This is a genomic window from Streptomyces bauhiniae, from assembly GCF_004784475.1.
Taxonomy (GTDB): domain Bacteria; phylum Actinomycetota; class Actinomycetes; order Streptomycetales; family Streptomycetaceae; genus Streptomyces; species Streptomyces seoulensis.
Genome location: NZ_SRRT01000003.1, coordinates 133,836 through 158,845, shown reverse-complemented (window position 1 = coordinate 158,845; position 25,010 = coordinate 133,836). Strand labels below are relative to the sequence as shown.

The 25,010-nt window shown below is 72.1% G+C and carries 17 protein-coding genes; 14 read left to right on the top strand and 3 right to left on the bottom strand.

The window, feature by feature from the left end:
• Window positions 1–49: 49 nt before the first annotated feature.
• Both E5083_RS10800 and E5083_RS10795 read right to left on the bottom strand, forming a co-directional pair.
• Window positions 50–961 carry a carbohydrate kinase family protein gene (locus tag E5083_RS10800; protein ID WP_135785431.1) on the bottom strand — a complete coding sequence of 304 codons (912 nt, stop codon included), beginning with the start codon at window positions 959–961 and terminating at the stop codon, window positions 50–52.
• Entirely contained in the window at window positions 958–2,040 is a 1,083-nt protein-coding gene (locus tag E5083_RS10795) for a LacI family DNA-binding transcriptional regulator (protein ID WP_135785430.1), read from the bottom strand. Before E5083_RS10795 ends, E5083_RS10800 begins: the two co-directional genes overlap by 4 nt.
• A 268-nt stretch (window positions 2,041–2,308) precedes the next feature.
• Here E5083_RS10795 and E5083_RS10790 point away from each other — a divergent pair, with 268 nt between their 5' ends.
• Window positions 2,309–2,734 (top strand): Rieske (2Fe-2S) protein, encoded by a 426-nt coding sequence (locus tag E5083_RS10790; protein ID WP_135785429.1) that lies wholly within the window; start codon window positions 2,309–2,311, stop codon window positions 2,732–2,734.
• Window positions 2,735–2,762: 28 nt separating this feature from the next.
• On the opposite strand, the gene E5083_RS10785 is transcribed toward E5083_RS10790, so the two are convergent.
• Window positions 2,763–3,710: a hypothetical protein gene (locus tag E5083_RS10785; protein WP_135785428.1), complete on the bottom strand. Its 948-nt coding sequence runs from the start codon at window positions 3,708–3,710 to the stop codon at window positions 2,763–2,765.
• Between the two features lie 325 nt (window positions 3,711–4,035).
• Between E5083_RS10785 and uvrC the strand changes: the two genes are divergently transcribed.
• From uvrC to E5083_RS10720, 13 genes are all read left to right on the top strand, one after another.
• Window positions 4,036–6,135 (top strand): excinuclease ABC subunit UvrC, encoded by a 2,100-nt coding sequence (uvrC, locus tag E5083_RS10780; protein ID WP_135785427.1) that lies wholly within the window; start codon window positions 4,036–4,038, stop codon window positions 6,133–6,135.
• Window positions 6,132–7,133, top strand: a complete 1,002-nt coding sequence (gene rapZ / locus E5083_RS10775; protein WP_031182822.1) for an RNase adapter RapZ — start codon at window positions 6,132–6,134, stop codon at window positions 7,131–7,133. The genes uvrC and rapZ overlap by 4 nt, the downstream gene beginning before the upstream one ends.
• On the top strand, window positions 7,130–8,224 hold the full coding sequence (locus E5083_RS10770; RefSeq protein WP_135785426.1) for a gluconeogenesis factor YvcK family protein: 1,095 nt from the start codon (window positions 7,130–7,132) through the stop codon (window positions 8,222–8,224). The genes rapZ and E5083_RS10770 overlap by 4 nt, the downstream gene beginning before the upstream one ends.
• On the top strand, window positions 8,215–9,204 hold the full coding sequence (gene whiA / locus E5083_RS10765) for a DNA-binding protein WhiA (protein WP_030809753.1): 990 nt from the start codon (window positions 8,215–8,217) through the stop codon (window positions 9,202–9,204). The genes E5083_RS10770 and whiA overlap by 10 nt, the downstream gene beginning before the upstream one ends.
• Window positions 9,205–9,375: 171 nt before the next feature.
• A complete protein-coding gene (locus tag E5083_RS10760; RefSeq protein WP_135785425.1) occupies window positions 9,376–12,363 on the top strand; it encodes a M14 family metallopeptidase in 2,988 nt (995 codons plus the stop codon).
• Window positions 12,364–12,660: 297 nt separating this feature from the next.
• On the top strand, window positions 12,661–13,671 hold the full coding sequence (gene gap, locus E5083_RS10755) for a type I glyceraldehyde-3-phosphate dehydrogenase (RefSeq protein ID WP_130334626.1): 1,011 nt from the start codon (window positions 12,661–12,663) through the stop codon (window positions 13,669–13,671).
• 144 nt (window positions 13,672–13,815) lie between these two features.
• Window positions 13,816–15,027 carry a phosphoglycerate kinase gene (locus E5083_RS10750; protein ID WP_135785424.1) on the top strand — a complete coding sequence of 404 codons (1,212 nt, stop codon included), beginning with the start codon at window positions 13,816–13,818 and terminating at the stop codon, window positions 15,025–15,027.
• Window positions 15,028–15,033: 6 nt separating this feature from the next.
• Window positions 15,034–15,810 carry a triose-phosphate isomerase gene (gene tpiA, locus E5083_RS10745; RefSeq protein WP_135785423.1) on the top strand — a complete coding sequence of 259 codons (777 nt, stop codon included), beginning with the start codon at window positions 15,034–15,036 and terminating at the stop codon, window positions 15,808–15,810.
• A 122-nt stretch (window positions 15,811–15,932) separates the two neighbouring features.
• Window positions 15,933–16,169, top strand: coding sequence for a preprotein translocase subunit SecG (secG, locus tag E5083_RS10740; RefSeq protein ID WP_030809737.1), 237 nt, complete (start codon window positions 15,933–15,935; stop codon window positions 16,167–16,169).
• 251 nt (window positions 16,170–16,420) lie between these two features.
• Window positions 16,421–16,756, top strand: a complete 336-nt coding sequence (locus E5083_RS10735; RefSeq protein ID WP_003957010.1) for an RNA polymerase-binding protein RbpA — start codon at window positions 16,421–16,423, stop codon at window positions 16,754–16,756.
• Window positions 16,757–16,868: 112 nt separating this feature from the next.
• Window positions 16,869–18,146 (top strand): MFS transporter, encoded by a 1,278-nt coding sequence (locus E5083_RS10730; protein WP_135785422.1) that lies wholly within the window; start codon window positions 16,869–16,871, stop codon window positions 18,144–18,146.
• 76 nt (window positions 18,147–18,222) lie between these two features.
• Window positions 18,223–19,869, top strand: coding sequence for a glucose-6-phosphate isomerase (pgi, locus tag E5083_RS10725; protein WP_135785421.1), 1,647 nt, complete (start codon window positions 18,223–18,225; stop codon window positions 19,867–19,869).
• Between the two features lie 241 nt (window positions 19,870–20,110).
• The gene (locus E5083_RS10720; RefSeq protein ID WP_135785420.1) at window positions 20,111–24,955 is read left to right on the top strand and encodes a DUF3320 domain-containing protein; all 4,845 of its coding nucleotides are present in this window, start codon (window positions 20,111–20,113) and stop codon (window positions 24,953–24,955) included.
• Window positions 24,956–25,010: the final 55 nt, after the last annotated feature.

Here is a 25,010-nt window from a genome sequence, read left to right as displayed (position 1 = left end):
GGCGCCTCGCGGACTCACCCCGCGAGGCGCCGCTCGGCGTTTCAGCCGGTCACAGCTCGCCCAGCTCGGCCGCGTAGGGCGGCTCCGCGCCCGCCCGTGAGCAGGTGATCGCCGCCGCCCGCGTGGCGAAGCCGAGCAGCCGCCGCCAGGTGTCCGGGCCCAGCCCGGCGAGCGCCCGCGCGGACAGCGCGTCCAGGGTGGACAGGCCGTGCAGCAGGGCCGCGTTCACCGTGTCCCCGGCGCCGATGGTGTCCACGACGTCGACCTTCTCGCCGGGCACCCGGTGCTCGGAACCGTCGGCGGTGTAGACGGTGAGGCCGTCGCCGCCCCGCGTGACGACCACGGCCGACGGTCCCGCGGCCAGCCACTCGCGCGGGGTGCCGCCCAGCCAACGGGCGTCCTCCTCGGACAGCTTCAGCAGGGTCACCGAGGGCAGCCAGCCCCGGAAGCGCTCGCGGTAGGCGTCCGCGTCCGGGATCAGGCCCGCCCGGATGTTGGGGTCGAGCGCGGTGAACAGCCCCTGGCCGGCGGCCGACCGCATCAGCTCCTCGTAGGCGCTCGCCCCCGGCTCCAGGGCGAGTGAGCAGGTGCCGAAGGACACCGCGCGGGTGCCCTCGGGCAGGGCGGCCGGGGTGGTGAAGAGGCGGTCGGCGGTGCCCTCGACGTAGAAGGAGTACGCCGCCGAGCCGCCGGAGTCGATGGTGGCCACCGCGAGGGTGGTCGGTTCGGGGCCGCGCTGCACCGCGGAGACGTCCACCCCGGCCCGCCGCAGCCCGTCGAGCAGGGCCTCGCCGAAGGCGTCGTGCGAGGCGCGGGAGGCGAAGGCGGTCGGCGAGCCCAGCCGGCCGAGGGCCACGGCGGTGTTGAACGGGCCGCCGCCGAGCGCCGGTTGGAGGCCGGCCAGGGCGCCACGGCCCTGCGGTACCAGGTCGATCAGTGCCTCACCGGCGACGACGATCACGGAGTGGTTCCCTTCTCGGACTGCGAGGTCGATTCCATGCTGGTCCCGGTGTCCGCCGGCCGGGGCTCCGGGCAGCCGCAGGAGGTGCGGTGGACGAAGGCGCAGGGCAGCCGTACCGTCCTCGCCTCCCGGTCCGGCGCCGCCAGGCGGTCCAGCAGCACGTGGACGGCTTGGGCGCCCATCTCCCGGCTGGGCTGGGCGATCGCGGTGAGCCGGGGTGCGAACAGGTCGGCCCAGGCGAAGTCGTCGAAGCAGGCGAGCGCGATGTCACCGGGCACGCTCAGGCCCCGCTCCCGCAGTGCGCGCAGGGCGCCGATGGTCATCGCGTTGTTGGCGGTGACCAGCGCCGTGGGGGCACCGGGCAGGGCGAGCAGCGCGGCCGTGGCCCGCTCGGCACCCGTGGACTCGGAGCTGCCGGACACCACGAGTGCGTCGTCGGCGTCGAGCCCCGCCGCCGCGAGCCCCTGCCGGTACCCCGCAATCCGCTCGCTGGTGGTGCTGAGCCCCGGCAGCCCGGCGACCAGGCCGATCCGCCGGTGTCCCAGCGAGGCGAGGTGGGTGACCAGCTCGGCCATGGGCCCGGAGTTCTCGGCGCAGACCTGGTCGAACGCGCCCTGCCCAGGTCCGGCCGGCCCCAGCACCCGGTCCAGCAGCACCGTCGGTACGGCCTGGCGCCGGAGGTACGCCACGAGGTCGCCCGGCTCGGCGGAGGGTGCGACGATCATGCCGTCCACCCGCCGCTCGTGCAGCAGTTGGACCACTTTCAGCTCGTGCTCGGGGTCGTCGTGCGGGTCCGCGATGAGCAGGCTGTAGCCCGCCTCCAGTGCGGCCGCCTCCACGCCCTGGAGGATCTCGGTGAAGTACGGGTTGCTGATCGCGGACACCGCGAGCCCGATGGAGCGGGTCCGGGAGGTCACCAGGGAGCGGGCGAGGGAGTTGGGCGTGTAGCCGAGGGCCTCGACGGCGTCCAGTACTGCCTGCCGGGTGTGGGGGAGCACCGGGCGCGTGCCGTTGAGGACGTGGGAGACGGTCGCCACGGAGACACCGGCGCTCCGGGCCACGTCGGCCATGGTGGACATCGCGCTTCCCCTCCCACGTGATCCCGGAACGCGGTCCCGGCCGCCGGCCGGAGCACGGCGGGCGGGTGCGGGCCACGGCGACCACCGTCGGTCCCACGGGCGGGAAGGTATCCCATCGGCCACCGGTGCGTAAACGCTTGCGCAAGCGCTTGCGAAGGCTTCCGCGCGCGGAGACCCCCGCAGGCGCGTACGCCCGCCCCCGCCCCGAAACCACCTCCTGCGCCCGGATAGGGTCACCTTGCACACCCCCCGACCTGTGGAGAGACCGATGCCCGCCCGATCGTCCGCGAGCCGCCGTACCGTCCTCCGAGGAGCCGCCGTGGCGCCGGTCGCCGGGCTCGGGCTGGCCGCCTGCGCCGCTCCCCAGGACGACAAGGGCGCGTCGGCGGTCACCTCTGCCGTCGACCTCGGGGCCGAGGGCGAGGTGGCCAAGGGCGCCGCGAAGCTCTACCGCGACCACAACGTGGTGGTCAGCCGGGACGGCGAAGGTGGCTTGAAGGCGTACAGCCTGGTGTGCACGCACGCGGGGTGCGTGATCAACAAGCTGCGCGGCACCACCCTGGTCTGCCCCTGCCACGGCAGCGAGTTCGACGCCGTCACCGGCAAGGTGGTCCAGGCGCCGGCTACCGAGCCGCTGAGCGAGCTGCCGGTGAAGGTGGCGGACGGCCGGATCGTCGCGGGGCCGGCCGCCTGACGCCGGTCACCCCCCGCTCAGAGCGCGATCACTCCCACTCCCAGGCGATCCCCACCGTCCCCGGCCGCACCCGCGGCTCCACCACATGGACGCTGCGGTGCGGCTCGCTGACCGCCAGCTCCTGCCGTCCCGCGCGCGGCGCGGCGGGGGAGAACTGGGTGAAGCGATGGCAGCGAGCCGGCAGCGCGGACGCGTCGAACCGCACCTGGAGCGCGTACTGGCCGCCCGGTGAGCCGAAGCGGTGGACGTACTCGTGCGAAGGCCCGGCGGTGCCGTCCGTGATGCCGTACCGGAACAGGAAGGTGTCGCCGGAGCGCAGCCGGGTGCCGAAGAGCAGCTCGGCGACCAGGACACCGGTCTCCCGGTCCAGCCGGACCCGGCCGGTGCGGCAGTTCTCCAGCGCGTGCACGGCCATGTCGGCGGGGCGGCAGCCGGGGTCGCCGTGGTGGACGGCGACGAAGCGGTCCACGCCGTCGCGGTGGGCGCGCACGATGTGCTCGGACTCCCGGCCCGCCAGCTCGCGCCGTCCCCCGATGCGGACGCGTTCGTGGTGGCCGAGGGTGTGCATGCCGCCGTCCGGCGTCCAGTCCAGCTCCGCCCGGAGCCGGTCCAGGGTGTCGGACGCCTCGACCAGCGAGCGGTAGGAGCGGGGTGCCGGGCGGTCGCCGTCGGCCGTCTCCGGCGCCTCGGCGAGCAGCCTGATCAGGGACTCCTCGGGCAGCCGGAGGATCTCCTCCAGCGCGCGCACGGCCCGCAGCGACTCCGGGCGCTGGGGGCGGCGGGCGCCCTGCTGCCAGTAGCTGAGGCTGGTCACGCCGACCTTCACCCCGTGGCGCGTGAGGTGGTGCTGCACGCGCTGGAGCGGCAGCCCGCGGGCGGTTATCGCGGCGCGCAGCGCCACATGGAAGGGGCCGCTCCGCAGGGCCGTCTCCAGCTCGGCGGAGGCGAGGTCCGGGTGCTCTGTGACATGTGGCATGCACAGAAGCCTTTCTGTGAGGTGTCACCACGGCTGGTCAGACCGCGGTGCGGGGTCGTGTGCCGGCCCGCCCGCGAGCGCGTCCCCCCGGGGGCGCGCTCGCGGGCGGGCACGCCGTTCGTGTGCGCCGAGTGCGCGGCCCCGAGTTCCCCCGCATTGAAGCGTGTTGACCAGACCCCGACAACACCCTGGGTCACGTCATGGCCTGGATCGTGACACCCCGGAGCCCCCTCCGGCCCGGTTGTCCACAGGCCGGTCCGGCGGCTCCGCGACCGTTGTCCACAGGCCCGGCGCGGTGTCCGCGCTCGCCAGTAGGGTGTGAGTCATGGCCGACCCCTCCAGCTACCGCCCCAGGCCGGGCGAGATCCCCGACTCTCCGGGGGTGTACAGGTTCCGTGACGAGCACCGCCGGGTGATCTACGTCGGAAAGGCGAAGAGCCTGCGCCAGCGCCTGGCGAACTACTTCCAGGACCTGGCGAACCTGCACCCCCGCACCCGCTCCATGGTCACCACCGCCGCGTCCGTGGAGTGGACCGTGGTGTCCACGGAGGTCGAGGCGCTGCAGCTGGAGTACTCCTGGATCAAGGAGTACGACCCCCGGTTCAACGTCAAGTACCGCGACGACAAGAGCTACCCGTACCTCGCCGTCACGATGAACGAGGAGTTCCCGCGCGTCCAGGTGATGCGCGGTCACAAGAAGAAGGGGGTGCGGTACTTCGGTCCGTACGCCCACGCGTGGGCGATCCGGGACACCGTCGACCTGCTGCTGCGCGTCTTCCCGGTGCGCACCTGCTCGGCCGGTGTCTTCAAGAACGCCGAGCGCACCGGCCGCCCCTGCCTGCTCGGGTACATCGGCAAGTGCTCCGCGCCCTGCGTCGGCCGGATCTCGCCGGAGGACCACTACGAGCTGGCCGAGGAGTTCTGCGACTTCATGGCCGGCCGCACCGGCACCTACCTCCGCCGCCTGGAGAAGCAGATGGCCGAGGCGTCCGACGAGATGGAGTACGAGCGGGCCGCCCGCCTGCGCGACGACGTCGGCGCGCTGAAGAAGGCCATGGAGAAGAACGCGGTCGTGCTCGCCGACGCGACCGACGCCGACCTCATCGCCGTCGCCGAGGACGAGCTGGAGGCCGCCGTCCAGATCTTCCACGTGCGCGGCGGCCGGGTGCGCGGCCAGCGCGGCTGGGTCACCGACAAGGTCGAGGAGATCACCACCGGCGCCCTGGTCGAGCACGCCCTCCAGCAGCTCTACGGCGAGGAGACCGGGGACTCCGTGCCCAAGGAGGTGCTGGTCCCGGCGCTGCCCGACCCGGTGGAGCCGGTCCAGGAGTGGCTGACCGTCCGGCGCGGGGCCAACGTCTCGCTGCGCATCCCGCAGCGCGGCGACAAGAAGGCGCTGATGGAGACCGTCCAGCGCAACGCCCAGCAGGCCCTCGTGCTGCACAAGACCAAGCGCGCCTCCGACCTCACCACCCGCTCGCGCGCGCTGGAGGAGATCGCCGACGCCCTCGACCTCGACAGCGCCCCGCTGCGGATCGAGTGCTACGACATCTCCCATCTCCAGGGCGACGACGTGGTGGCCTCCATGGTCGTCTTCGAGGACGGCCTCCAGCGCAAGAACGAGTACCGCCGCTTCCAGATCAAGGGCTTCGCCGGCCAGGACGACGTCCGCTCCATGCACGAGGTGATCACCCGCCGCTTCCGCCGCTACCTGGCGGAGAAGGAGAAGTCCGGCGAGTGGGCGGGCGCCGAGGACGCCCCGGTCAACGGCACGCCCTCCGGTGTCCCCCTGCCGGGCGAGGATGACGGGCTCATCGGCGGCCCCAAGGACGACGACGGCCGCCCGAGGAAGTTCGCCTACCCGCCCCAACTCGTCGTGGTCGACGGCGGCCGTCCGCAGGTCGCCGCCGCCCGGCGCGCGCTGGACGAGCTGGGCATCGACGACATCGCCGTGTGCGGCCTCGCCAAGCGCCTGGAGGAGGTCTGGGTGCCCGGAGAGGAGGACCCCGTGGTGCTGCCCCGTAGCAGCGAGGGCCTCTACCTCCTGCAGCGGGTGCGCGACGAGGCCCACCGCTTCGCCATCACCTACCAGCGCGCCAAACGCGCCAAGCGGCTGCGCAGCGGCCCGCTGGACGAGGTGCCCGGCCTCGGCGAGACCCGCAAGCAGGCCCTCATCAAGCACTTCGGCTCGGTCAAGCGGCTGCGCGCCGCCACCATCGAGCAGATCCAGGAAGTACCCGGCATAGGCCGGAAGACGGCCGAGACCATCGCGGTGGCACTCGCCCGTTCGGCCCCGGCCGCACCCGCCGTGAACACGGCGACCGGAGAGATCATTGACGAAGAGGAACCCGACACGACGGGCGGTTCCTCCGGAGAGTCCGTGAGCGCGGGCCTCCCGGACGACCGACGGGGGCAGGAGACATGACCGAGCACGAGGCACGGCCCACGGCCGAGCGGGACCGCGCACACGCGGCGACGGACGACAGCCCGCCAGGGGCGGCGGAACAGGACAACGGAGCACAGGTGAGTCAGGACGTCACGCCGGCAGCGGCCAACGATGCGCCCATCCCCGAGCTGGTGATCATCTCCGGCATGTCCGGGGCCGGCCGCTCGACGGCCGCGAAGTGCCTGGAGGACCTCGGCTGGTTCGTCGTCGACAACCTGCCGCCCGCCCTGATCCCCACCATGGTGGAGCTGGGCGCCCGCTCCCAGGGCAACGTGGCGCGGATCGCGGTCGTCGTGGACGTGCGCGGCCGCCGCTTCTTCGACAACCTCCGTGAGTCCCTCGCGGACCTCGACAGCCGGGGCGTCACCCGGCGCATCGTCTTCCTGGAGTCCTCCGAGGATGCCCTGGTGCGCCGCTTCGAGTCGGTGCGCCGCCCGCACCCCCTCCAGGGCGACGGCCGCATCGTGGACGGCATCGCCGCCGAGCGGGAACTGCTGCGCGAGCTGCGCGGCGACGCCGACCTGGTCATCGACACCTCCAGCCTCAACGTGCACGAGCTGCGCGCCAAGATGGACGCCCAGTTCGCGGGCGAGGAGGAGCCCGAGCTGCGGGCCACCGTCATGTCCTTCGGCTTCAAGTACGGCCTCCCGGTCGACGCCGACCTGGTCGCGGACATGCGGTTCCTGCCCAACCCGCACTGGGTCCCGGAGCTGCGCCCCTTCACCGGGGTCAACGAGGAGGTCGCCTCCTACGTCTTCAACCAGCCCGGCGCCAAGGAGTTCCTCGACCGGTACGCCGAGCTGCTCCGGCTGATCGCGGCCGGCTACCGCCGCGAGGGCAAGCGGTACGTGACCATCGCCATCGGCTGCACCGGCGGCAAGCACCGCTCGGTCGCCATGTCGGAGAAGCTCGCGGCGCGCCTCGCGGCGGAGGGCGTGGAGACGGTGGTCGTGCACCGGGACATGGGACGCGAATGACCGACCGTGCACGGCGGCTGCGCGGCCTGCGCCGCGTGGTCCCCGAGGGACGCCTCGGCCGCGCGGCCGCCGAGGCGCGCGCGTCCCGTCCCGTCGAGGTGCGGGGCGCGCGGCCCCGCAGACGCGGCGCCCAGCCCAAGGTGGTCGCGCTCGGCGGCGGCATGGGCCTGTCCGCCTCGCTCGCCGCGCTGCGCCGGATCACCGGTGACCTCACCGCCGTGGTCACCGTCGCCGACGACGGCGGCTCCAGCGGACGCCTGCGCGACGAGCTGGGCGTGCTGCCGCCCGGTGACCTCCGCAAGGCGCTGGCCGCGCTGTGCGGGGACGACGAGTGGGGCCAGACCTGGGCCCGGGTCATCCAGCACCGCTTCCAGTCCCAGGGCGACCTGCACGACCACGCCGTCGGCAATGTGCTCATCGTCGCCCTGTGGGAGCAGCTCGGCGACCATGTCATGGCGCTGGACCTGGTCGGCAGGCTGCTCGGCGCGCACGGCCGGGTGCTGCCCATGTCGGCCGTGCCGCTGGAGCTGCAGGCCCTGGTCAAGGGGCACGACCCGGCGCGGCCGGAGGACGTGGACACCGTGCGGGGACAGGCGACGGTCGCGCTGACGCCGGGCGAGGTGCAGTCGGTGCACCTGGTGCCCTCCGACCCGCCCGCCGTCCCGGAGGCGGTCGAAGCGGTGCTGGACGCGGACTGGGTGGTGCTCGGGCCGGGCTCCTGGTTCTCCTCCGTCATCCCGCACCTCCTCGTGCCCGAACTGCTCGACGCGCTCACCCAGACCAAGGCGCGCCGGGTCCTCCCGCTGAACCTCGCCCCGCAACCCGGCGAAACCGAGGGCTTCTCCCCGCAGCGTCATTTGGAGGTTTTGGGGCGACACGCCCCTAAACTCGCCCTGGACGTGGTGCTGGCCGACGAGGCGGCCGTGCCCGACCGCGATTCGCTCACCGAGGCCGCCAAGCGGCTGGGAGCCGCGGTCGAGCTGGCGCCGGTGGCCCGGACCGACGGAACTCCCCGGCACGATCCGGAGCTGCTGGCCGCCGCGTACGACCGTATTTTTCGGATGCATGGAAGGATCGGCCCATGGCGATGACGGCAGCGGTGAAGGATGAGATCTCCCGGCTTCCCGTCACCCGGACCTGCTGCAGAAAGGCGGAGGTCTCCGCCATTCTGCGGTTCGCCGGCGGCCTCCACCTGGTGAGCGGGCGCATTGTGATCGAGGCGGAGCTGGACACCGCGATGGCGGCCCGGCGCCTCAAGCGGGACATCCTGGAGATCTTCGGCCACAGCTCCGAGCTGATCGTGATGGCGCCCGGCGGCCTGCGCCGCGGCTCGCGCTATGTGGTGCGGGTCGTGGCGGGCGGCGACCAGTTGGCCCGGCAGACCGGCCTCGTGGACGGCCGGGGCCGCCCGATCCGGGGCCTGCCCCCGCAGGTCGTCTCCGGCGCCACCTGTGACGCCGAGGCCGCCTGGCGCGGTGCCTTCCTGGCGCACGGTTCGCTCACCGAGCCCGGCCGGTCCTCCTCGCTGGAGGTCACCTGCCCCGGCCCCGAGGCCGCGCTCGCGCTGGTCGGCGCCGCCCGCAGGCTGTCGATCGCCGCGAAGGCCCGCGAGGTGCGGGGCGTGGACCGGGTCGTGGTCCGCGACGGTGACGCCATCGGCGCCCTGCTCACCCGGCTCGGCGCGCACGAGTCGGTGCTGGCCTGGGAGGAGCGCCGGATGCGGCGCGAGGTCCGCGCCACCGCCAACCGGCTCGCCAACTTCGACGACGCCAACCTGCGCCGTTCGGCGCGGGCCGCCGTCGCCGCCGGGGCACGGGTGCAGCGGGCGCTGGAGATCCTGGGCGAGGAGGTGCCCGAGCACCTCGCCGCCGCGGGCCGGCTGCGCATGGAGCACAAGCAGGCGTCCCTGGAGGAGCTGGGCGCGCTGGCCGACCCGCCGCTGACCAAGGACGCGGTGGCCGGCCGTATCCGACGGCTGCTGGCGATGGCCGACAAGCGCGCCTCCGACCTCGGTATCCCGAGCACCGAGGCCAACCTCTCCGAGGAGCTGGCGGACAACCTCGCGGGCTGATCCCCGAGGCGCCGAGGCGGGAAAACGCCGTACAGACGCCGGTGCCGCCGCCCGTTCGGGTGGTCGGTACCGGCGTTTCGCGTGTCCTTGGGGCGCTCTTGACTCGATCATGCAGTGACATGAGCCTGGCAACCTGTTCGCCGCTGTGGCGGACCACCGCGAGGGGGGTTCATGAGACACCGAGTGAGACCCGCAGCCCGGCCCACGGCAAGACCCGCCAGACCCACGGCCAGGGCCGTCCTCGCCGTCGGGGCGCTGCTGGCCGGAGCGGCCTGCCTCACGCCCGTCGCCCAGGCGCGGGAGAGCGCGCCCGCCGACAGCGGCAACGAGGTCAAGGTCTTCCGGGCCGAGGTGACCCGCGCCCAGGTGCCCCTGCTGCTCAGGGCCGGGCAGGACGCCCATGAGCTGGGGGAGCGGGTGGCACCGCGCGGCCGGACCGCCGTCGAGGTCTACCTCACCGACGGGCAGGCCCGCGGCCTGAAGGCGCAGGGCGTCCGCCTCACCGAGCACTCCCTGCCGAGCGGCGCGGACAAGCGCCTGTCGGCCGCCGCCCAGGGCGTGTTCCGCCCGTACAGCGGGAGCGGCGGGCTCAAGGAGGAGATCCTGCGGACCGCGCAGGAGAACCCGGGCCTCGCCAAGGTCGAGTCCATCGGCCGCACCGTGCGCGGCCAGGACATCCTCGCACTCAAGGTCACCAAGAACGCCCGGACCGCGAAGGACGGCTCCCGGCCCGCCGTGCTGTACCTGTCCAACCAGCACGCGCGGGAGTGGATCACGCCGGAGATGACCCGGCGCCTGATGCACCACTACCTGGACAACTACCGGTCGGACAAACGAATCAAGAAGCTCGTGGACACCACCGAGCTGTGGTTCGTGCTGTCCGCCAACCCCGACGGCTACGACTACACCTTCAAGGACTCCGGCACCCGGCTGTGGCGGAAGAACCTGCGCGACGTCAACGGCGACGGGGTCATCGGCACCGGCGACGGCGTCGACCTCAACCGCAACTTCGGCTACAAGTGGGGCTACGACGACGAGGGTTCGTCCCCCAGCCCCGCCAGCGAGACCTACCGCGGCCCGAGCGCGAACTCCGAGCCGGAGACCAGGGCGCTGGACGCGCTGGAGAAGCGCGTCCGGTTCGCGTACGGCATCAACTACCACTCCGCCGCCGAGCTGCTCCTCTACGGCGTCGGCTGGCAGGTCGCCACCGACACGCCCGACGACGTCCTCTACCGGGCGCTGGCCGGCACCCCCGACAACCCGGCGATCCCCGGCTACCGCTCCCAGGTCTCCTCGGAGCTGTACACCACCAACGGCGAGGCGGACGGCCAGGCCGCGAACGTCAACGGCATGGCGATGTTCACCCCCGAGATGTCCACCTGCGCGACCGCCTCCGAGTCCGACCCGGACGACGCCTGGAACCCCGACGACTGCCGCTCGGTCTTCACCTTCCCGGACGACGAGACGCTGATCCAGCGGGAGTTCGAGAAGAACGTGCCGTTCGCGCTCTCCGTCGCGGAGACCGCCGCCCACCCCGACCGGCCCGTCTCCACCGTCGGCCTGAGCGCCCCCGACTTCACCCCGGCCACCTTCACCACCTCCTACGCGCGAGGCACCGGCCAGCAGGTCTCCGTCGTCGCCCGCAAGGCGGTCCGGAACAAGCGGCTGGTGTACCGCGTCAACGGCGGCCGCACCCATGAGCGCACCCTGCGCCCGTGGAAGGGCGGCGAGACCTACGGCGGCGACGACAACCTCCACTTCGACCAGTACCGCGCCGAGGTACCCGGCAGCCGGGCCGGCGACCGGGTCGAGGTCTGGTTCACGGGCGGGGGCCGCGCAAAGGCGAGCCGCCACTTCACCTACACCGTCGCCGACCGGGGCACCGCCGACACCCTCGTCGTGGCAGAAGAGGGCGTGACCGCAACCCAGGCCCGCGCCTACACCGACGCCCTGAAGGCGGCCGGCCGCAGGCCCCTCGTGTGGGACACCGCCCAGCGCGGCACCCCCGACGCCCTCGGCGTCCTCGCCCACTTCCGCACCGTCGTCCACTACTCCGGCCCCGACGGCCCCGGCAACGCCACCCAGCTCCAGTTGCGCGCCTACCTCAACGAGGGCGGCAAGCTGATCGAGGCCGGTGAGCAGGCCGGCGGCGAGGTGGACCTCGGCGGCGGCAACCTCTCCGACGACTTCAGCCAGTACTACCTGGGCGCCTACAGCCGGACCTCCACCGAGGGCGCCACCGGCATCACCGGCACCGGCGCGCTGACCGGCGTCTCCGCCGCGCTCGGCGACGCCCCGGGCAACCCGCTCGACGCGGCCGGTGCCTACGGGGTCACCTCGGACGAGCTGCCTCCCGCGACGTACCCCCAGTTCCGCAGCGCGGGGGCGGGCCGGTTCACGGGTGCCGTCAGCCCGTACGGGCCGTACGCGGGCTCGTACATGGCCGCCGCCGTGCACACCGACGACGCCTACAAGCGCCTCACCCGCACCATCGACCTCACCGGTGTCGGCGCCGCCGAGAAGCCCGCGTTCGGCACCCGGCTGCTGTGGGACACCGAGCGGGGTTACGACCACGCGGTGGTGGAGGTCCACACGGTGGGCGCCGACGACTGGACGACCCTGCCGGAGGCGGGCGGTGCCACCACCGACGCCGTGCCCACCGAGTGCGGGGCCGGGTTCCTGGTCGGGGAGCACCCCTGGCTCAGGCACTATCTGACGCTCACGGGCAACGCCTGCACGGCCACCGGCAGCACCGGCCAGTGGCACAGCCTCACCGGGCGGTCGTCGGGCTGGCAGCGGGTGGACTTCGACCTGAGCGCCTACGCGGGCAAGCAGATCGAGCTGTCCGTCTCCTACATCACCGACCCCGGCACCGGCGGCCACGGCGTGCTCGCCGACGACGCCTCGCTCGTCGTCGGCGGCAATGCCAAGGAGACGGAAGGGTTCGAGTCCTCCCTCGGTCCCTGGCGCGCTTCCGGACCCCCGGCCGGGAGCCCGGCGGTGCTGAAGGACTGGACCCGTACCGGCGCCCTCTTCCAGACCTACGGAGCGGTCACCACCGACGACACCGTGCTGCTCGGATTCGGCCTGGAACAGGTCCCGTCGGCGGCCGAACGGACCGCTCTCGTCCGCAAGGCGCTGACCGCACTCGACAGGTGAGCGAACCCCCCTCTCAACGGTGCGCGGAAGGCCCTCGCATCAGGTGAGCCAACCCGCTCACGAACGAGTGAAAAGCGCGTCGGCGGTGCCCGTCATTCCCTGACAAAGAGGAGTGAATCCACCGCCGTTCCGAGGCGTTCCGTACCCTACTGACGGGTACGGAACGCCTGCCCTTTTATGCGCCATCTCGATGTCACCCCAGGGGCCGCGGAGGGGTAGGGTCGTGGGTGGTCGGGGACATCCCAAATACAGCTCGCCGGCACCGCATGGCCGGCGTACCAACGAGGAGATCGGTTCGTGACGATCCGCGTAGGCATCAACGGCTTCGGCCGCATCGGGCGTAACTACTTCCGCGCTCTGCTGGAGCAGGGTGCGGACATCGAGGTTGTGGCTGTCAACGACCTGGGTGACACCGCGACCACGGCGCACCTGCTGAAGTACGACACCATCCTGGGCCGTCTCAAGGCCGAGGTGACGCACACCGAAGACACGATCACGGTCGACGGTCACACCATCAAGGTGCTCTCCGAGCGCAACCCCGCCGACATCCCGTGGGGAGAGCTGGGCGTCGACATCGTCATCGAGTCGACCGGCATCTTCACCAAGCGCGACGACGCCGCCAAGCACCTGGCCGGCGGCGCCAAGAAGGTCCTCATCTCGGCTCCGGCCAAGGACGAGGACATCACCATCGTCATGGGCGTCAACCAGGACAAGTACGACCCGGCGAAGGACCACGTCATCTCCAACGCCTCGTGCACCACCAACTGTGTGGCGCCGATGGCGAAGGTGCTGGACGAGAACTTCGGCATCGTCAGCGGCCTGATGACCACGGTGCACGCGTACACCAACGACCAGCGCATCCTGGACTTCCCGCACAAGGACCTGCGCCGCGCCCGTGCCGCCGCCGAGAACATCATCCCGACCACCACGGGTGCCGCCAAGGCGACCGCGCTGGTCCTGCCGCAGCTCAAGGGCAAGCTTGACGGCATCGCGATGCGCGTCCCGGTCCCGACCGGCTCGGCCACCGACCTGGTCGTGGAGCTGCAGCGCGAGGTCACCAAGGACGAGGTCAACGCCGCGTTCAAGAAGGCGTCCGAGGACGGTTCGCTCAAGGGCTTCCTGTCCTACACCGAGGACGAGATCGTGTCCTCCGACATCGTCGGCGACCCGTCCTCCTGCACCTTCGACTCGTCCCTGACCATGGTCCAGGACGGCAACACGGTGAAGATCCTCGGCTGGTACGACAACGAGTGGGGCTACTCCAACCGCCTCGTGGACCTGACGGTCTTCGTCGGCGAGCAGCTCTGATCCGCCGGATCGGACCCAGCAGGACCTTGAAGTGAGAGCAGGGCCCGGGCAGCGCACGGCCGCGCTGTCCGGGCCCTGTCTCACGCACGGACCACGCCCTCTTACGATCAGGGGCATCACGAGCCCTCTCCAGGAGTCCACTCAATGAAGACGATCGACGAACTTCTCGCCGACGGCGTGAGCGGCAAGCGGGTCTTCGTCCGCGCCGACCTCAACGTGCCGCTGGCCGACGGGACCATCACCGACGACGGCCGCATCCGTGCCGTCGTGCCCACCATCAAGGCCCTCGCCGACGCGGGCGCCGAGGTGGTCGTCGCCTCCCACCTGGGCCGTCCCAAGGGCGCGCCGGACCCGGCCTTCTCGCTGCTGCCCGTCGCCGAGCGGCTCGCCGAACTCCTCGGCACCCCGGTCGCCTTCGCCGAGGACACCGTCGGCCCCGCCGCCCACGCGGCCGTCGACGGCCTGGAGCCCGGCCAGGTCGCGGTTGTCGAGAACCTGCGCTTCAACCCCGGCGAGACCTCCAAGGACGACACCGAGCGCGGCGAGTTCGCCGACCAGCTCGCCGCCCTCGCGGACGTGTACGTGGGCGACGGCTTCGGTGCCGTGCACCGCAAGCACGCCTCCGTCTACGATCTCCCGGCCCGGCTGCCGCACTACGCCGGCTACCTGATCGCGCGCGAGGTCGGCGTCCTGAAGAAGCTCACCGCCGACGTCAAGCGCCCCTACGTCGTCGTCCTCGGCGGCGCCAAGGTCTCCGACAAGCTCGCCGTCATCGACCAACTGCTCGGCAAGGCCGACCGCCTGCTCATCGGCGGCGGCATGGCCTACACCTTCCTCAAGGCGCAGGGCCACGAGGTCGGCATCTCCCTCCTCCAGGAGGACCAGATCCCGGCCGTCAAGGAGTACATGGAGCGCGCCGAGAAGAACGGCGTCGAGCTGGTCCTGCCCGTCGACGTCCTGGTCTCCCCGGAGTTCCCCGACCTGAAGACCAAGGCTCCCTCGCAGCACACCGTGGTCGACGCGGACAAGATCCCCGCCGACCAGGAGGGCCTGGACATCGGCCCGAAGACCCGCGAGCTGTACGCCTCGAAGCTCGGCGATGCCGAGACCGTCTTCTGGAACGGTCCGATGGGCGTCTTCGAGCACCCCGACTACGCCGAGGGCACCAAGGCGGTCGCCCAGGCGCTCGTCGACTCCGACGGCTTCACCGTCGTCGGCGGCGGCGACTCCGCCGCCGCGGTGCGTACGCTCGGTTTCGACGAGAACGCATTCGGCCACATCTCGACCGGCGGCGGCGCCTCCCTCGAGTACCTCGAGGGCAAGACGCTCCCCGGCCTCGCCGCACTGGAGGACTGACCCCGCATGACCACTCGCACGCCGATCATGGCGGGCAACTGGAAGATGAACCTCAACCACCTCGAGGCCATCGCGCACGTCCAGAAGCTCGCCTTCGCCCTGGCCGACAAGGACTACGAGGCCGTCGAGGTCGCCGTCCTGCCGCCCTTCACCGACCTGCGCTCCGTGCAGACCCTGGTCGACGGCGACAAGCTCAAGATCAAGTACGGTGCCCAGGACGTCTCCCAGCACGAGTCCGGCGCCTACACCGGCGAGATCTCCGGTTCGATGCTGGCCAAGCTGAAGTGCTCCTACGTGCTCGCCGGCCACTCCGAGCGCCGCCAGTACCACCACGAGACCGACGACGTGGTCAACGCCAAGGTCAAGGCGGCCTTCCAGAACGGCCTCACCCCGATCCTGTGCGTCGGCGAGGAGCTGGACGTCCGCGAGGCCGGCAACCACGTCGATCACACCCTGGCCCAGGTCGAGGGCGGCCTGAAGGATGTCCCGGCCGAGCAGGCCGAGACCGTCGTGATCGCCTACGAGCCCGTGTGGGCCATCGGCACCGGCAAGGTCTGCGGCTCCGACGACGCGCAGGAGGTCTGCGGCGCGATCCGGGGCAAGCTCGCCGAGCTGTACTCAAGGGACGTAGCGGACAAGGTCCGCATCCAGTACGGCGGCTCCGTGAAGTCCGGCAACGTCGCCGAGATCATGGCCAAGCCGGACATCGACGGCGCCCTGGTGGGCGGCGCGTCGCTGGACACCGACGAGTTCGTCAAGATCGTGCGGTTCCGCGATCAGTGATCCCGTCCGCGAGTAGGCGGTAGCGGCGATACGTCGTACTCTTGCGGGGGCATGGCCGTCGTGCCGTGCCCCCGTCGTCCAGCTCAATCCGTCCGTCCGAATCCGAGGAAGTTGGTCCAGCCGTGGTTTTGGGGTTCTCGATCGCCCTGATCGTCTTCAGCCTGCTGCTGATGCTGCTGGTGCTGATGCACAAGGGGAAGGGCGGCGGCCTCTCCGACATGTTCGGTGGTGGCATGCAGTCCTCCGTGGGCGGCTCCTCGGTCGCCGAGCGCAACCTCGACCGCATCACGGTCGTGATCGCCGTGCTCTGGTTCGCCTCGATCATCGTGCTCGGCCTGCTCATGAAGTCGAGCGGCTGACCGCACCGCCGAGGCGGGGGCCGCGCGTACAGCCGCGATGCCCCGCACGTCCCACAAGTGCATAGATTCCACACGTAAGGCCCCATGTTCGGTACGCGCTCACGAGCGCGGCCTATCATGGGGCTTGCGTCTGGGCGGAGGCGGTACCTCCCCTCACTGGACGTGCGTTGGGCCTTACGTAGACTGAGGCGCTCGCGGCGAAGCGATAGGCCGACCTGCTTCGCGGCACCATCACGCAGGGAGTTACGACCGTGGCAAGTGGCAACGCGATCCGGGGAAGCCGGGTCGGTGCGGGGCCGATGGGCGAGGCCGAGCGCGGCGAGTCCGCCCCGCGTCTGCGCATCTCCTTCTGGTGCTCCAACGGGCACGAGACCCAGCCGAGCTTCGCCAGCGACGCGCAGGTCCCCGACACCTGGGACTGCCCGCGCTGCGGCTTCCCGGCCGGTCAGGACCGGGACAACCCCCCGGACCCGCCGCGCACCGAGCCCTACAAGACGCACCTCGCCTACGTACGCGAGCGGCGCAGCGACGCGGACGGCGAGGCGATCCTCGCCGAGGCGCTCGCCAAACTGCGGGGCGAGATCTAGGAATTGACACCGGCCGGGACCCGAGAGGGTGCCCGGCCGGAGCTGTCCCGGACCCCGTTGTCAGTGGTGCCCCCTACTGTGAGTGAGGTAACTGCGACTCGGGGGGACGGCCATGACGACGGCTCAGGTGGTGGAGACGGCAACGCCCGCGTGGCGCGGGGGATTCGGGCGGCTGTGGAGCGCCGCCGTGCTCTCCCGCTTCGGCGACGCGCTGCGTACGGCCGCGCTGCCGCTGCTCGCCGTGCGGCTGACCGACGACCCGCTCGCCGTCGCCGCCGTGACCGCCTGCGGCTATGTGCCCTGGCTGCTGTTCGGCCTGCTGGGCGGTGCCGTGGCCGACCGGGTGGACCAACGGCGCGCGATGTGGGCCGTGGACGTGGCACGCGGGCTGCTCGTCGCCGCGTTCGCCCTCGCGGTGGCCCTCGGCCACGCCTCGATCCCGCTGCTGATCGCGCTCGCCTTCTCCCTCACCGCGCTCCAGACCCTCTTCGACAACGCGGCCACAGCCCTGCTGCCCTCCGTGGTCCGGCCGGAGTCCCTGGGCAGCGCCAACGCCCGCCTGATGACCGGTCAGCAGCTCGCCGGGGGTCTGCTCGGCGGCCCCCTGGTACCCCTGCTGCTGACGGCCGGTGCGTTCCTGCCCTACGCGGCCGACGCGGTCACCTACCTCCTGGGCGCCGCTCTCGTGGCCTCCCTGCGGATCGGGACGCCATCACGTGCACCGCGCCCGCCCGGCGCCACCCTGCGCGCCGACATAGGGGAGGGGCTGCGGCAACTCTGGCGGGACCGCGCGCTCCGGGCCACCTGCGGGGCCACCCTGCTGTGCAACATCGGCATGGGCGCCCTGATCGCCACCCTCGTCCTGCACGTCACCGGCTGGCTGCACGCGGGGAACACCGGATACGCGGCCGCCATGACCGCCTACTCGGTCGGCAGCATCGCCGGCGGCTTCCTCGCCCAGCGCCTCGCGGGCCGCCTCGGCCGGGTACGGGTCCTGCTGCTGGGCGGCACCGTGCAGACCGGTGCGCTGCTCCTGCTGGGCTCCGTGCGGGAGTTGGCCGCGCTGATCGCCGGGATGCTGCTGCTCGGCGCGATGGGCATGGTGTGGAACGTCAACCAGGTGACGCTGATGCAGCAGCGCGCCCCCGCCGCGATGACCGGCCGCATCTCGGCCGCCTTCCGCACCGCCTCCACCGCCGGTGCCCCGCTCGGCGCCCTGCTCGGCGGTGCCGCCGCCGGCTCCCTCGGCCTCAACGCCCCCGCGCTCCTCACAGCCGCCCTCTTCGCGGCGGCGGTCCTCACACTGATACCGGCGCGCTCGGCGGACGTATCGAAGGTCGAGAAGGACGAGAAGCGGGGCGGTGTCACCACCGGCCCGGCCCCCGGGTGATCAATTAGGTTGGTCCCGCAGTGGGCACACGGGGCAGGACAGGCGACAGGCGCAGAAAGGAAGGCGGAAGCCGGAGATGAACGCAGAAGGCCGTACAGCACTGAACCGGACGCCCGAGTGGGCCGCTCTGAAGGAGCACCGCGAGGGATTCGGCGGGACGGGCCTGCGGGAGCTGTTCGACGCCGACCCGGAGCGCGGGCGGACGTACACGGTCCGGGTCGGCGACCTCTACATCGACTACAGCAAGCAGCTCGTGGACGCCGAGGCGCTGCGGCTGCTGCGCGAACTGGCCGTCGCGACCGATGTGTTCGGGCAGCGGGACGCGATGTTCCGTGGTGACCGGATCAACACGACCGAGGACCGCGCGGTGCTGCACACCGCGCTGCGTGCTCCTCGGGACGCGGTGATCGAGGTCGACGGCGAGAATGTGGTCCCGGCCGTGCACGGGGTGCTGGACAAGATGTCCGGCTTCGCCGACCGGGTGCGCTCGGGTGAGTGGACCGGGCACACCGGCAAGCGGATCAAGAACATCGTCAACATCGGTATCGGCGGTTCCGACCTTGGTCCGGCGATGGCGTACGAGGCGCTGCGTCCGTTCACCGACCGTGGCCTGACGGTGCGGTTCGTGTCGAACGTGGACGGCGCGGACCTGCACGAGGCTCTGCGGGATCTGGACCCGGCGGAGACGTTGTTCATCGTGGCGTCGAAGACGTTCACGACGATCGAGACGATCACCAATGCGACCTCGGCCCGTACCTGGCTGCTGGACGCGCTCGGTGACGACAAGGCCGTGGCCAAGCACTTCGTGGCGCTGTCCACGAACGCGGAGAAGGTCACCGGGTTCGGTATCGACGCGGACAACATGTTCGAGTTCTGGGACTGGGTCGGCGGCCGGTACTCCATGGACTCGGCGATCGGCCTGTCGCTGATGATCGCGATCGGTCCGGACAGGTTCCGGGAGCTGCTGGACGGTTTCCACACCGTGGACGAGCACTTCCGTACCGCTCCTGCGGAGGAGAACGCGCCGCTGCTGCTGGGCCTGCTGGGGATCTGGTACGGCAACTTCTTCGACGCGCAGTCGCATGCGGTCCTGCCGTACAGCCACTACCTGTCCAAGTTCACGGCCTACCTCCAGCAGCTCGACATGGAGTCCAACGGCAAGTCCGTGCAGAAGGACGGCACTCCGGTGGAGTGGCAGACCGGACCCGTGGTCTGGGGCACGCCTGGCACCAACGGGCAGCACGCGTACTACCAGTTGATCCATCAGGGGACGAAGCTGATCCCGGCGGACTTCATCGGGTTCGCGCGTCCGGTGGACGAGCTGAGCGATGAACTCAAGGCCCAGCACGACCTGTTGATGGCCAACTTCTTCGCCCAGACGCAGGCCCTCGCCTTCGGCAAGACCGCCTCGGAGGTCCGGGAGGAGGGGGTGCCGGAAGAGCTGGTCCCGCACAAGACCTTCCAGGGGAACCGGCCGACGACCACCATCCTGGCGCCGGAGCTGACCCCGTCCGTGCTGGGCCAGCTCATCGCGCTGTACGAGCACAAGGTGTTCGTGCAGGGCGCGGTCTGGAACATCGACTCCTTCGACCAGTGGGGCGTCGAGCTGGGCAAGGTGCTCGCCAAGCGCATCGAACCCGCCCTCACCGAAGGCGCGGACGTGCCCGGTCTCGACCCGTCGACACGGGCGCTGGTCGCCGACTACCGGGAGATGGGCGGCTGACGTACCGGTGAGGCGGGCGCGGCCGGTTCGGGCCGCCGCGCCCGTCGCTCGAAAGACTCCGGCGCCAGCGGTCAAGCGGAAGCACGCCGACCGCGCAAGAGTTCCCCCGGTACTTTCACAACAGATCCATATCAGGTGGTCGATCTTCGGTGTGGCGGAGGAACGCACCTGATAGGGAGATACCTCCAGGGGGGCCGGAGAGGGTGGTCACCCCTGCGCAGCTCCGGGAGGTACCCACCACATGGCCCATCAGCCGCACACCCTGTTGAAGGCCGTGCTCGACGGATGGCGGAACTCTCTGCTGGACATGGGCGGCCGCAACCGGCTGCTGAACTTCCGGCACACCAGGATCGCCACCCTGGAGATCACCGCACCGGACCCGGCCGCCCTGCTCGCGGAGCTGGCCAAGGGCTGGGAGTTCGCCCCCGTCACCGAGCGCGAGGCCGGGGTGGAGCTGGCCAAGGCGGGGGACACGGGCAGCGCCCGGCGCTCCCGGCCGGGACTGGTCACCCAGAAGACCACCCAGGCCGCGCTGGACAGTTCGCTGTACCAACTCCGCCAGAAGTCCGGCCAGATGTTCAACGACTACGGCCTCTGGGTGCTCTGGCTCGGCATCGGCATGCTCGACTGGCGGGAGCCCGGCGCGCAGGAGAGCAGTGCCGCCCCGCTGCTCCTCGTCCCCGTGGAGCTGCGCCGGGACGGCAACCGCCGGTACCGGCTTCACCCGGCCGAGGGGCAGGAGCGCATCCACAACCCGGCGCTTGCCGTGAAGGCGGACCGGCTCGGTGTCGACTGGGCGCCCGTCACGAGCGCCGATGCCGCCGACCCGGCCGCCGTGCTCGCCGCCGCCCGGAAGGTCACCGCCCGGCTGGAGGGCTGGGACGTGCGGGAGCGGGCGGTGCTCGGGCTGTTCGCCTCCCACCGTGAGGCGATGTACCAGGACCTCCAGCAGAACGAGGAGCAGATCCTCGCCCACCCGCTGGTCCGCGCGGTCGCTCTCGGCCCCGACGCCGGGCTCCCCGCCGACTTGGTCGACTTCGAGCCGCCCGGCCTCGACCGCATCGACGAGGTCCAGCTCCCCGAGCGCACCCCGCTGGTGCTGGACGCCGATGCCTCCCAGCGGAGTTGCGTGGCGGCCGCGCTGGACGGGCGGTCCTTCGTGATGAGCGGGCCGCCCGGTACCGGCAAGAGCCAGACCATCACCAACCTGATCGCCGCGCTCATGCACGCCGGCCGCAGTGTGCTGTTCGTCAGCGAGAAGGCCGCCGCGCTGGATGTCGTACGCAACCGGCTGGGAGCGGTGGGCCTCGGTGACTTCGTCATGGCGCTGCACAGTGGCGACACCAGCAAGAAGGCGGTGGCCACCGAACTCGCGCGGGTGCTCACCACCGAGGCCCGCGTCACCGGCGCCGCCGCCCACGAGCTGGAGCGGGCCCGCGCCCTGCGCGAGGAGCTGTCCGGCTACGCGGCCGCGATGAACGAGACCCGCGACCCCCTCGGCCGCACCCTGCACGACGTACTGGGCCGACTGGTCCTCCTGGAGCAGGCGGAGACCCCGCAGCTCCCGCTCGGCGCGCGCAACGCCAAGGCCGCGCGCACCCTGAGCGCCGCCGCCCTCCAGGAGCTGCTGGCCGCCGCCGGTACCGTCGCCCGTGCCTGGCGCCCCGCCGCCGAGGGGGACGCCTTCGCCTGGCGCGGCCTCACCGGCACCGCCCCGCACCAGGCCGTGGACGAGGCCGCCGACGCCCTCGGCGCCTTGGTCACCGCCGCCGGACGCCGACCCTTCGCCGTCACCGTGGACGAGCCCCGCACGGTCCGCGAGCTCCAGCAGCTCGTCCGTACCCTCACCGCCGGGCTGCCCGGCACCGGCACCACCGCACCGGCCGACGGCACGCTGCCCGACGACATCACCGCCCAGACCGCCCAGCTCGCGGACCTCTTCGGGATGCCCAAGCCGGACCGGCCGGAGGCCGCGTTCGCGCTGTGCGAGCTGGCCGGGCTCACCACCGCCGGACACCGCCCGCCGCGCGACTGGTTCGACGCCGGGACGCTGCGCCGCGCGCACGCCGCCGCCGATGAGCTGCGTACCGCCCTCGACGCCGAGGAGCGGGCCCGCGCGGCCGCCGCCGACGTGTTCGGCGAGCAACTGCTCGCGGAGCCCGAACTCCCGGCGCTGGTCGCCCGGTTCGGGGAGCAGCACAAGGGGTTGATGGCCCGCTTCTCCGCGCAGTACAAGGCCGACCGGCTCAAGCTCACCGCCCTCACCCGCACCGGCACCTGGGACAAGTCCCTCCTCACCCGGCTGGACGACGCCCTCGCCTGGCACCGGGCCGCCGCCGAGGTCGCCCGGCTCACGGAGGCCCACCGCGCACTCCTCGGCCCGTACACCCCGACCACCCTCCCGGCCTGCGCCGACACCGACCGCGCCCTTGCCACCGCCGACCGGGTCGCGGTGCTCGGCGCCCCGGCCGAGCGGCCCGCCCTGCTGGCCGACCGTCTCGCCGCCGACGCCGACCCCGACCCGCTGCCCACCCTGCTCGCGGACCAGATCCAGGGCGCCCTCGCCGCCTGGTGCGCCGCCGCCACCGCCCGCGCCGCCCGCTGGAACACGGCCGTCACCGAGCTGCTCGACCAGTTCGACACGGCCCGCCGCACCCAGCTCTCGCCCGCCCTGCTCGGCCCCCTCGACCAGGCCGGGCAGGCCGTCGGCGCGCTGCTGGACGACCCGCAGGGACCCGAGGTCTGGCACACCCACGTCGGCGCGGTCGCCGTGCTCGCCCGGCACGGCGCCGACACGCTGGTGGCCAGTGCCGCCGAGCGCGGGCTCGCCCCGGAGCGGCTGCCCGAGGTGGCCGAGCAGGCGGTGCTGCGCGCCTGGGCGGACGACCTGCTCGCCACCGACCCCCGGCTGCGCAGCACCCGTGCCGAGGACCTGGACACCCGCGTGGCCGACTTCCGCGCCGCCGACCTGCGGCTGGTCGCCGCGGCGGGCGGGGCCGTGACGGAGGCGTGCAACAAGCGGCGCCCGCGCAACTTCGCCGGGGGCGGCGGCGCCGTCATCGTCCGCGAGGCCGAGAAGAAGACCCGGCACATGCCGGTGCGTGAACTGCTCGGCCGCACCCGCGAGGTCGTGCAGGCGGTCAAGCCCTGCTTCATGATGAGCCCGCTGACCGTCAGCCAGTTCCTGCCGCCCGACTTCCACTTCGACGTCGTGGTGTTCGACGAGGCGTCCCAGGTCCGGCCCAGCGACGCCGTGAACTGCATCTACCGGGGCCGCACCCTGATCGTCGCCGGTGACGACAAGCAGCTCCCGCCGACCTCCTTCTTCGACTCCGCGGTGGACGACGACTCCGACGAGTACGCCGAGGACCTGCCCGACTCCTTCGAGTCCCTGCTGCACGCCTGCAAGGCGGGCGCGATGCGCGAACTGCCCCTGCGCTGGCACTACCGCAGCCGCCACGAGAACCTGATCACCTTCAGCAACCGCGAGTTCTACGCCAACTCGATGATCACCTTCCCCGGCGCGGTGGCCGAGGGCGAGGACGTGGGCGTGGCCTTCCTGGCGGCCGACGGTGTCTACGACCGGGGCGGACGCCGGGACAACCGGGCCGAGGCCGAGTTCGTGGCCCGGCGGGTGCTGCACCACTTCGACACCCGGCCCGGCAAGACCCTCGGTGTGGTCGCGCTGTCCCAGGCGCAGGCGTCCGCGATCGACCTGGCCGTGCAGCAGGCCCGGCTCGCCCGGCCCGACCTGGACCACTGCTTCACCGAGGACCGGCTCGACGGGTTCTTCGTGAAGAACCTGGAGTCGGTGCAGGGCGACGAGCGCGATGTGATGATCATGTCGATCGGCTACGGCCCCGACGAACACGGCCGCCTCGGCCTCAGCTTCGGCCCGATCAACAAGAACGGCGGCTGGCGGCGCCTCAACGTGGCGGTCACCCGCGCCCGCTTCCGCATGGAGGTCGTCTCCTCCTTCCGGGGCACCAGCCTGACCGACAGCCCGAACGAGAGCGTGCAGTACCTCAAGCGCTATCTGGAGTACGCCGAGAACGGGCCCGCCGTGCTCGCCCGTGACGTGGTCCAGTCCGACGCCGAACCCGACAGCCCCTTCGAGGAGTCCGTCCTCGCCGTGCTGCGCGGCTGGGGCTACCGGGTCCAGCCACAGGTCGGCGTCGCCGGGTACCGCATCGACCTCGGCGTACGCCACCCCGAGCTGCCCGGCGCGTACGCGCTCGGCATCGAGTGCGACGGCGCGATGTACCACTCGTCCAAGGCCGCCCGCGACCGGGACCGGCTGCGCGAGCAGGTGCTGAACGGACTCGGCTGGAAGCTGCACCGCATCTGGGGCACCGACTGGTACCGGGGCCGGGCGGCGGCCGAACGCCGGCTGCGCGAAGCCGTCGAACAGGCCGTCGCCAGTGGCCCGTTGACCACGGTCACCGGCCCGGCGCCCGTCGCCACCGTGCCCGAGCAGCGCACCGAACCCGTGGACATCCCGCTGGAGCGCGTCCCCGTCGATCTCGGCACCGGGCGCGAGTGGAGCGCGCCGTACGCCCCCGGAGTCGTCACCGTCGCCCCGCGCCACGAACTGCACACCGCCGAGGCCCGGCCCGCGCTGCGCGAGGTGCTGGTCCGGATCGTCGAGGCCGAAGGACCGGTGCACGAGGACCTGTTGGTGCAGCGGGCGCGGGAAGCCTGGGGCGTCGGCCGGGCGGGCAGCCGTATCCGGGACAACGTGCGCGCGGTCGCCGACGCCCTGGTGCGCTCGCGGACGATCGTCTCGGACGACGGCTTCTACACGCTCGCCGACCCCGGCCCGCTGAAGGCCCGTCACCCCCGCGAGGGCGACACACCCCGCAAGGTTGTGCACATCGCGCCCGGCGAGCGCCATGTGGCCCTGTACGAACTGGCCGCCGAGTGCCCCGGCATGACCGAGGACGAACTCATCAAGCAGACCTGCGAGTTCTTCGGCTGGCGGCGCACCGGCAAGGACATCCGCGACCGGCTCGCCGCCGACATCGCGGAACTGAGGGGCGCCGGACGGCTCCAAGGCGGCCCGGAGCGAGTGTCCGCCGCCCGCTGACACACGAAAGGGCGGCGGACACTCCCAAGAGTCTCCGCCGCCCCTTACTCGCGCT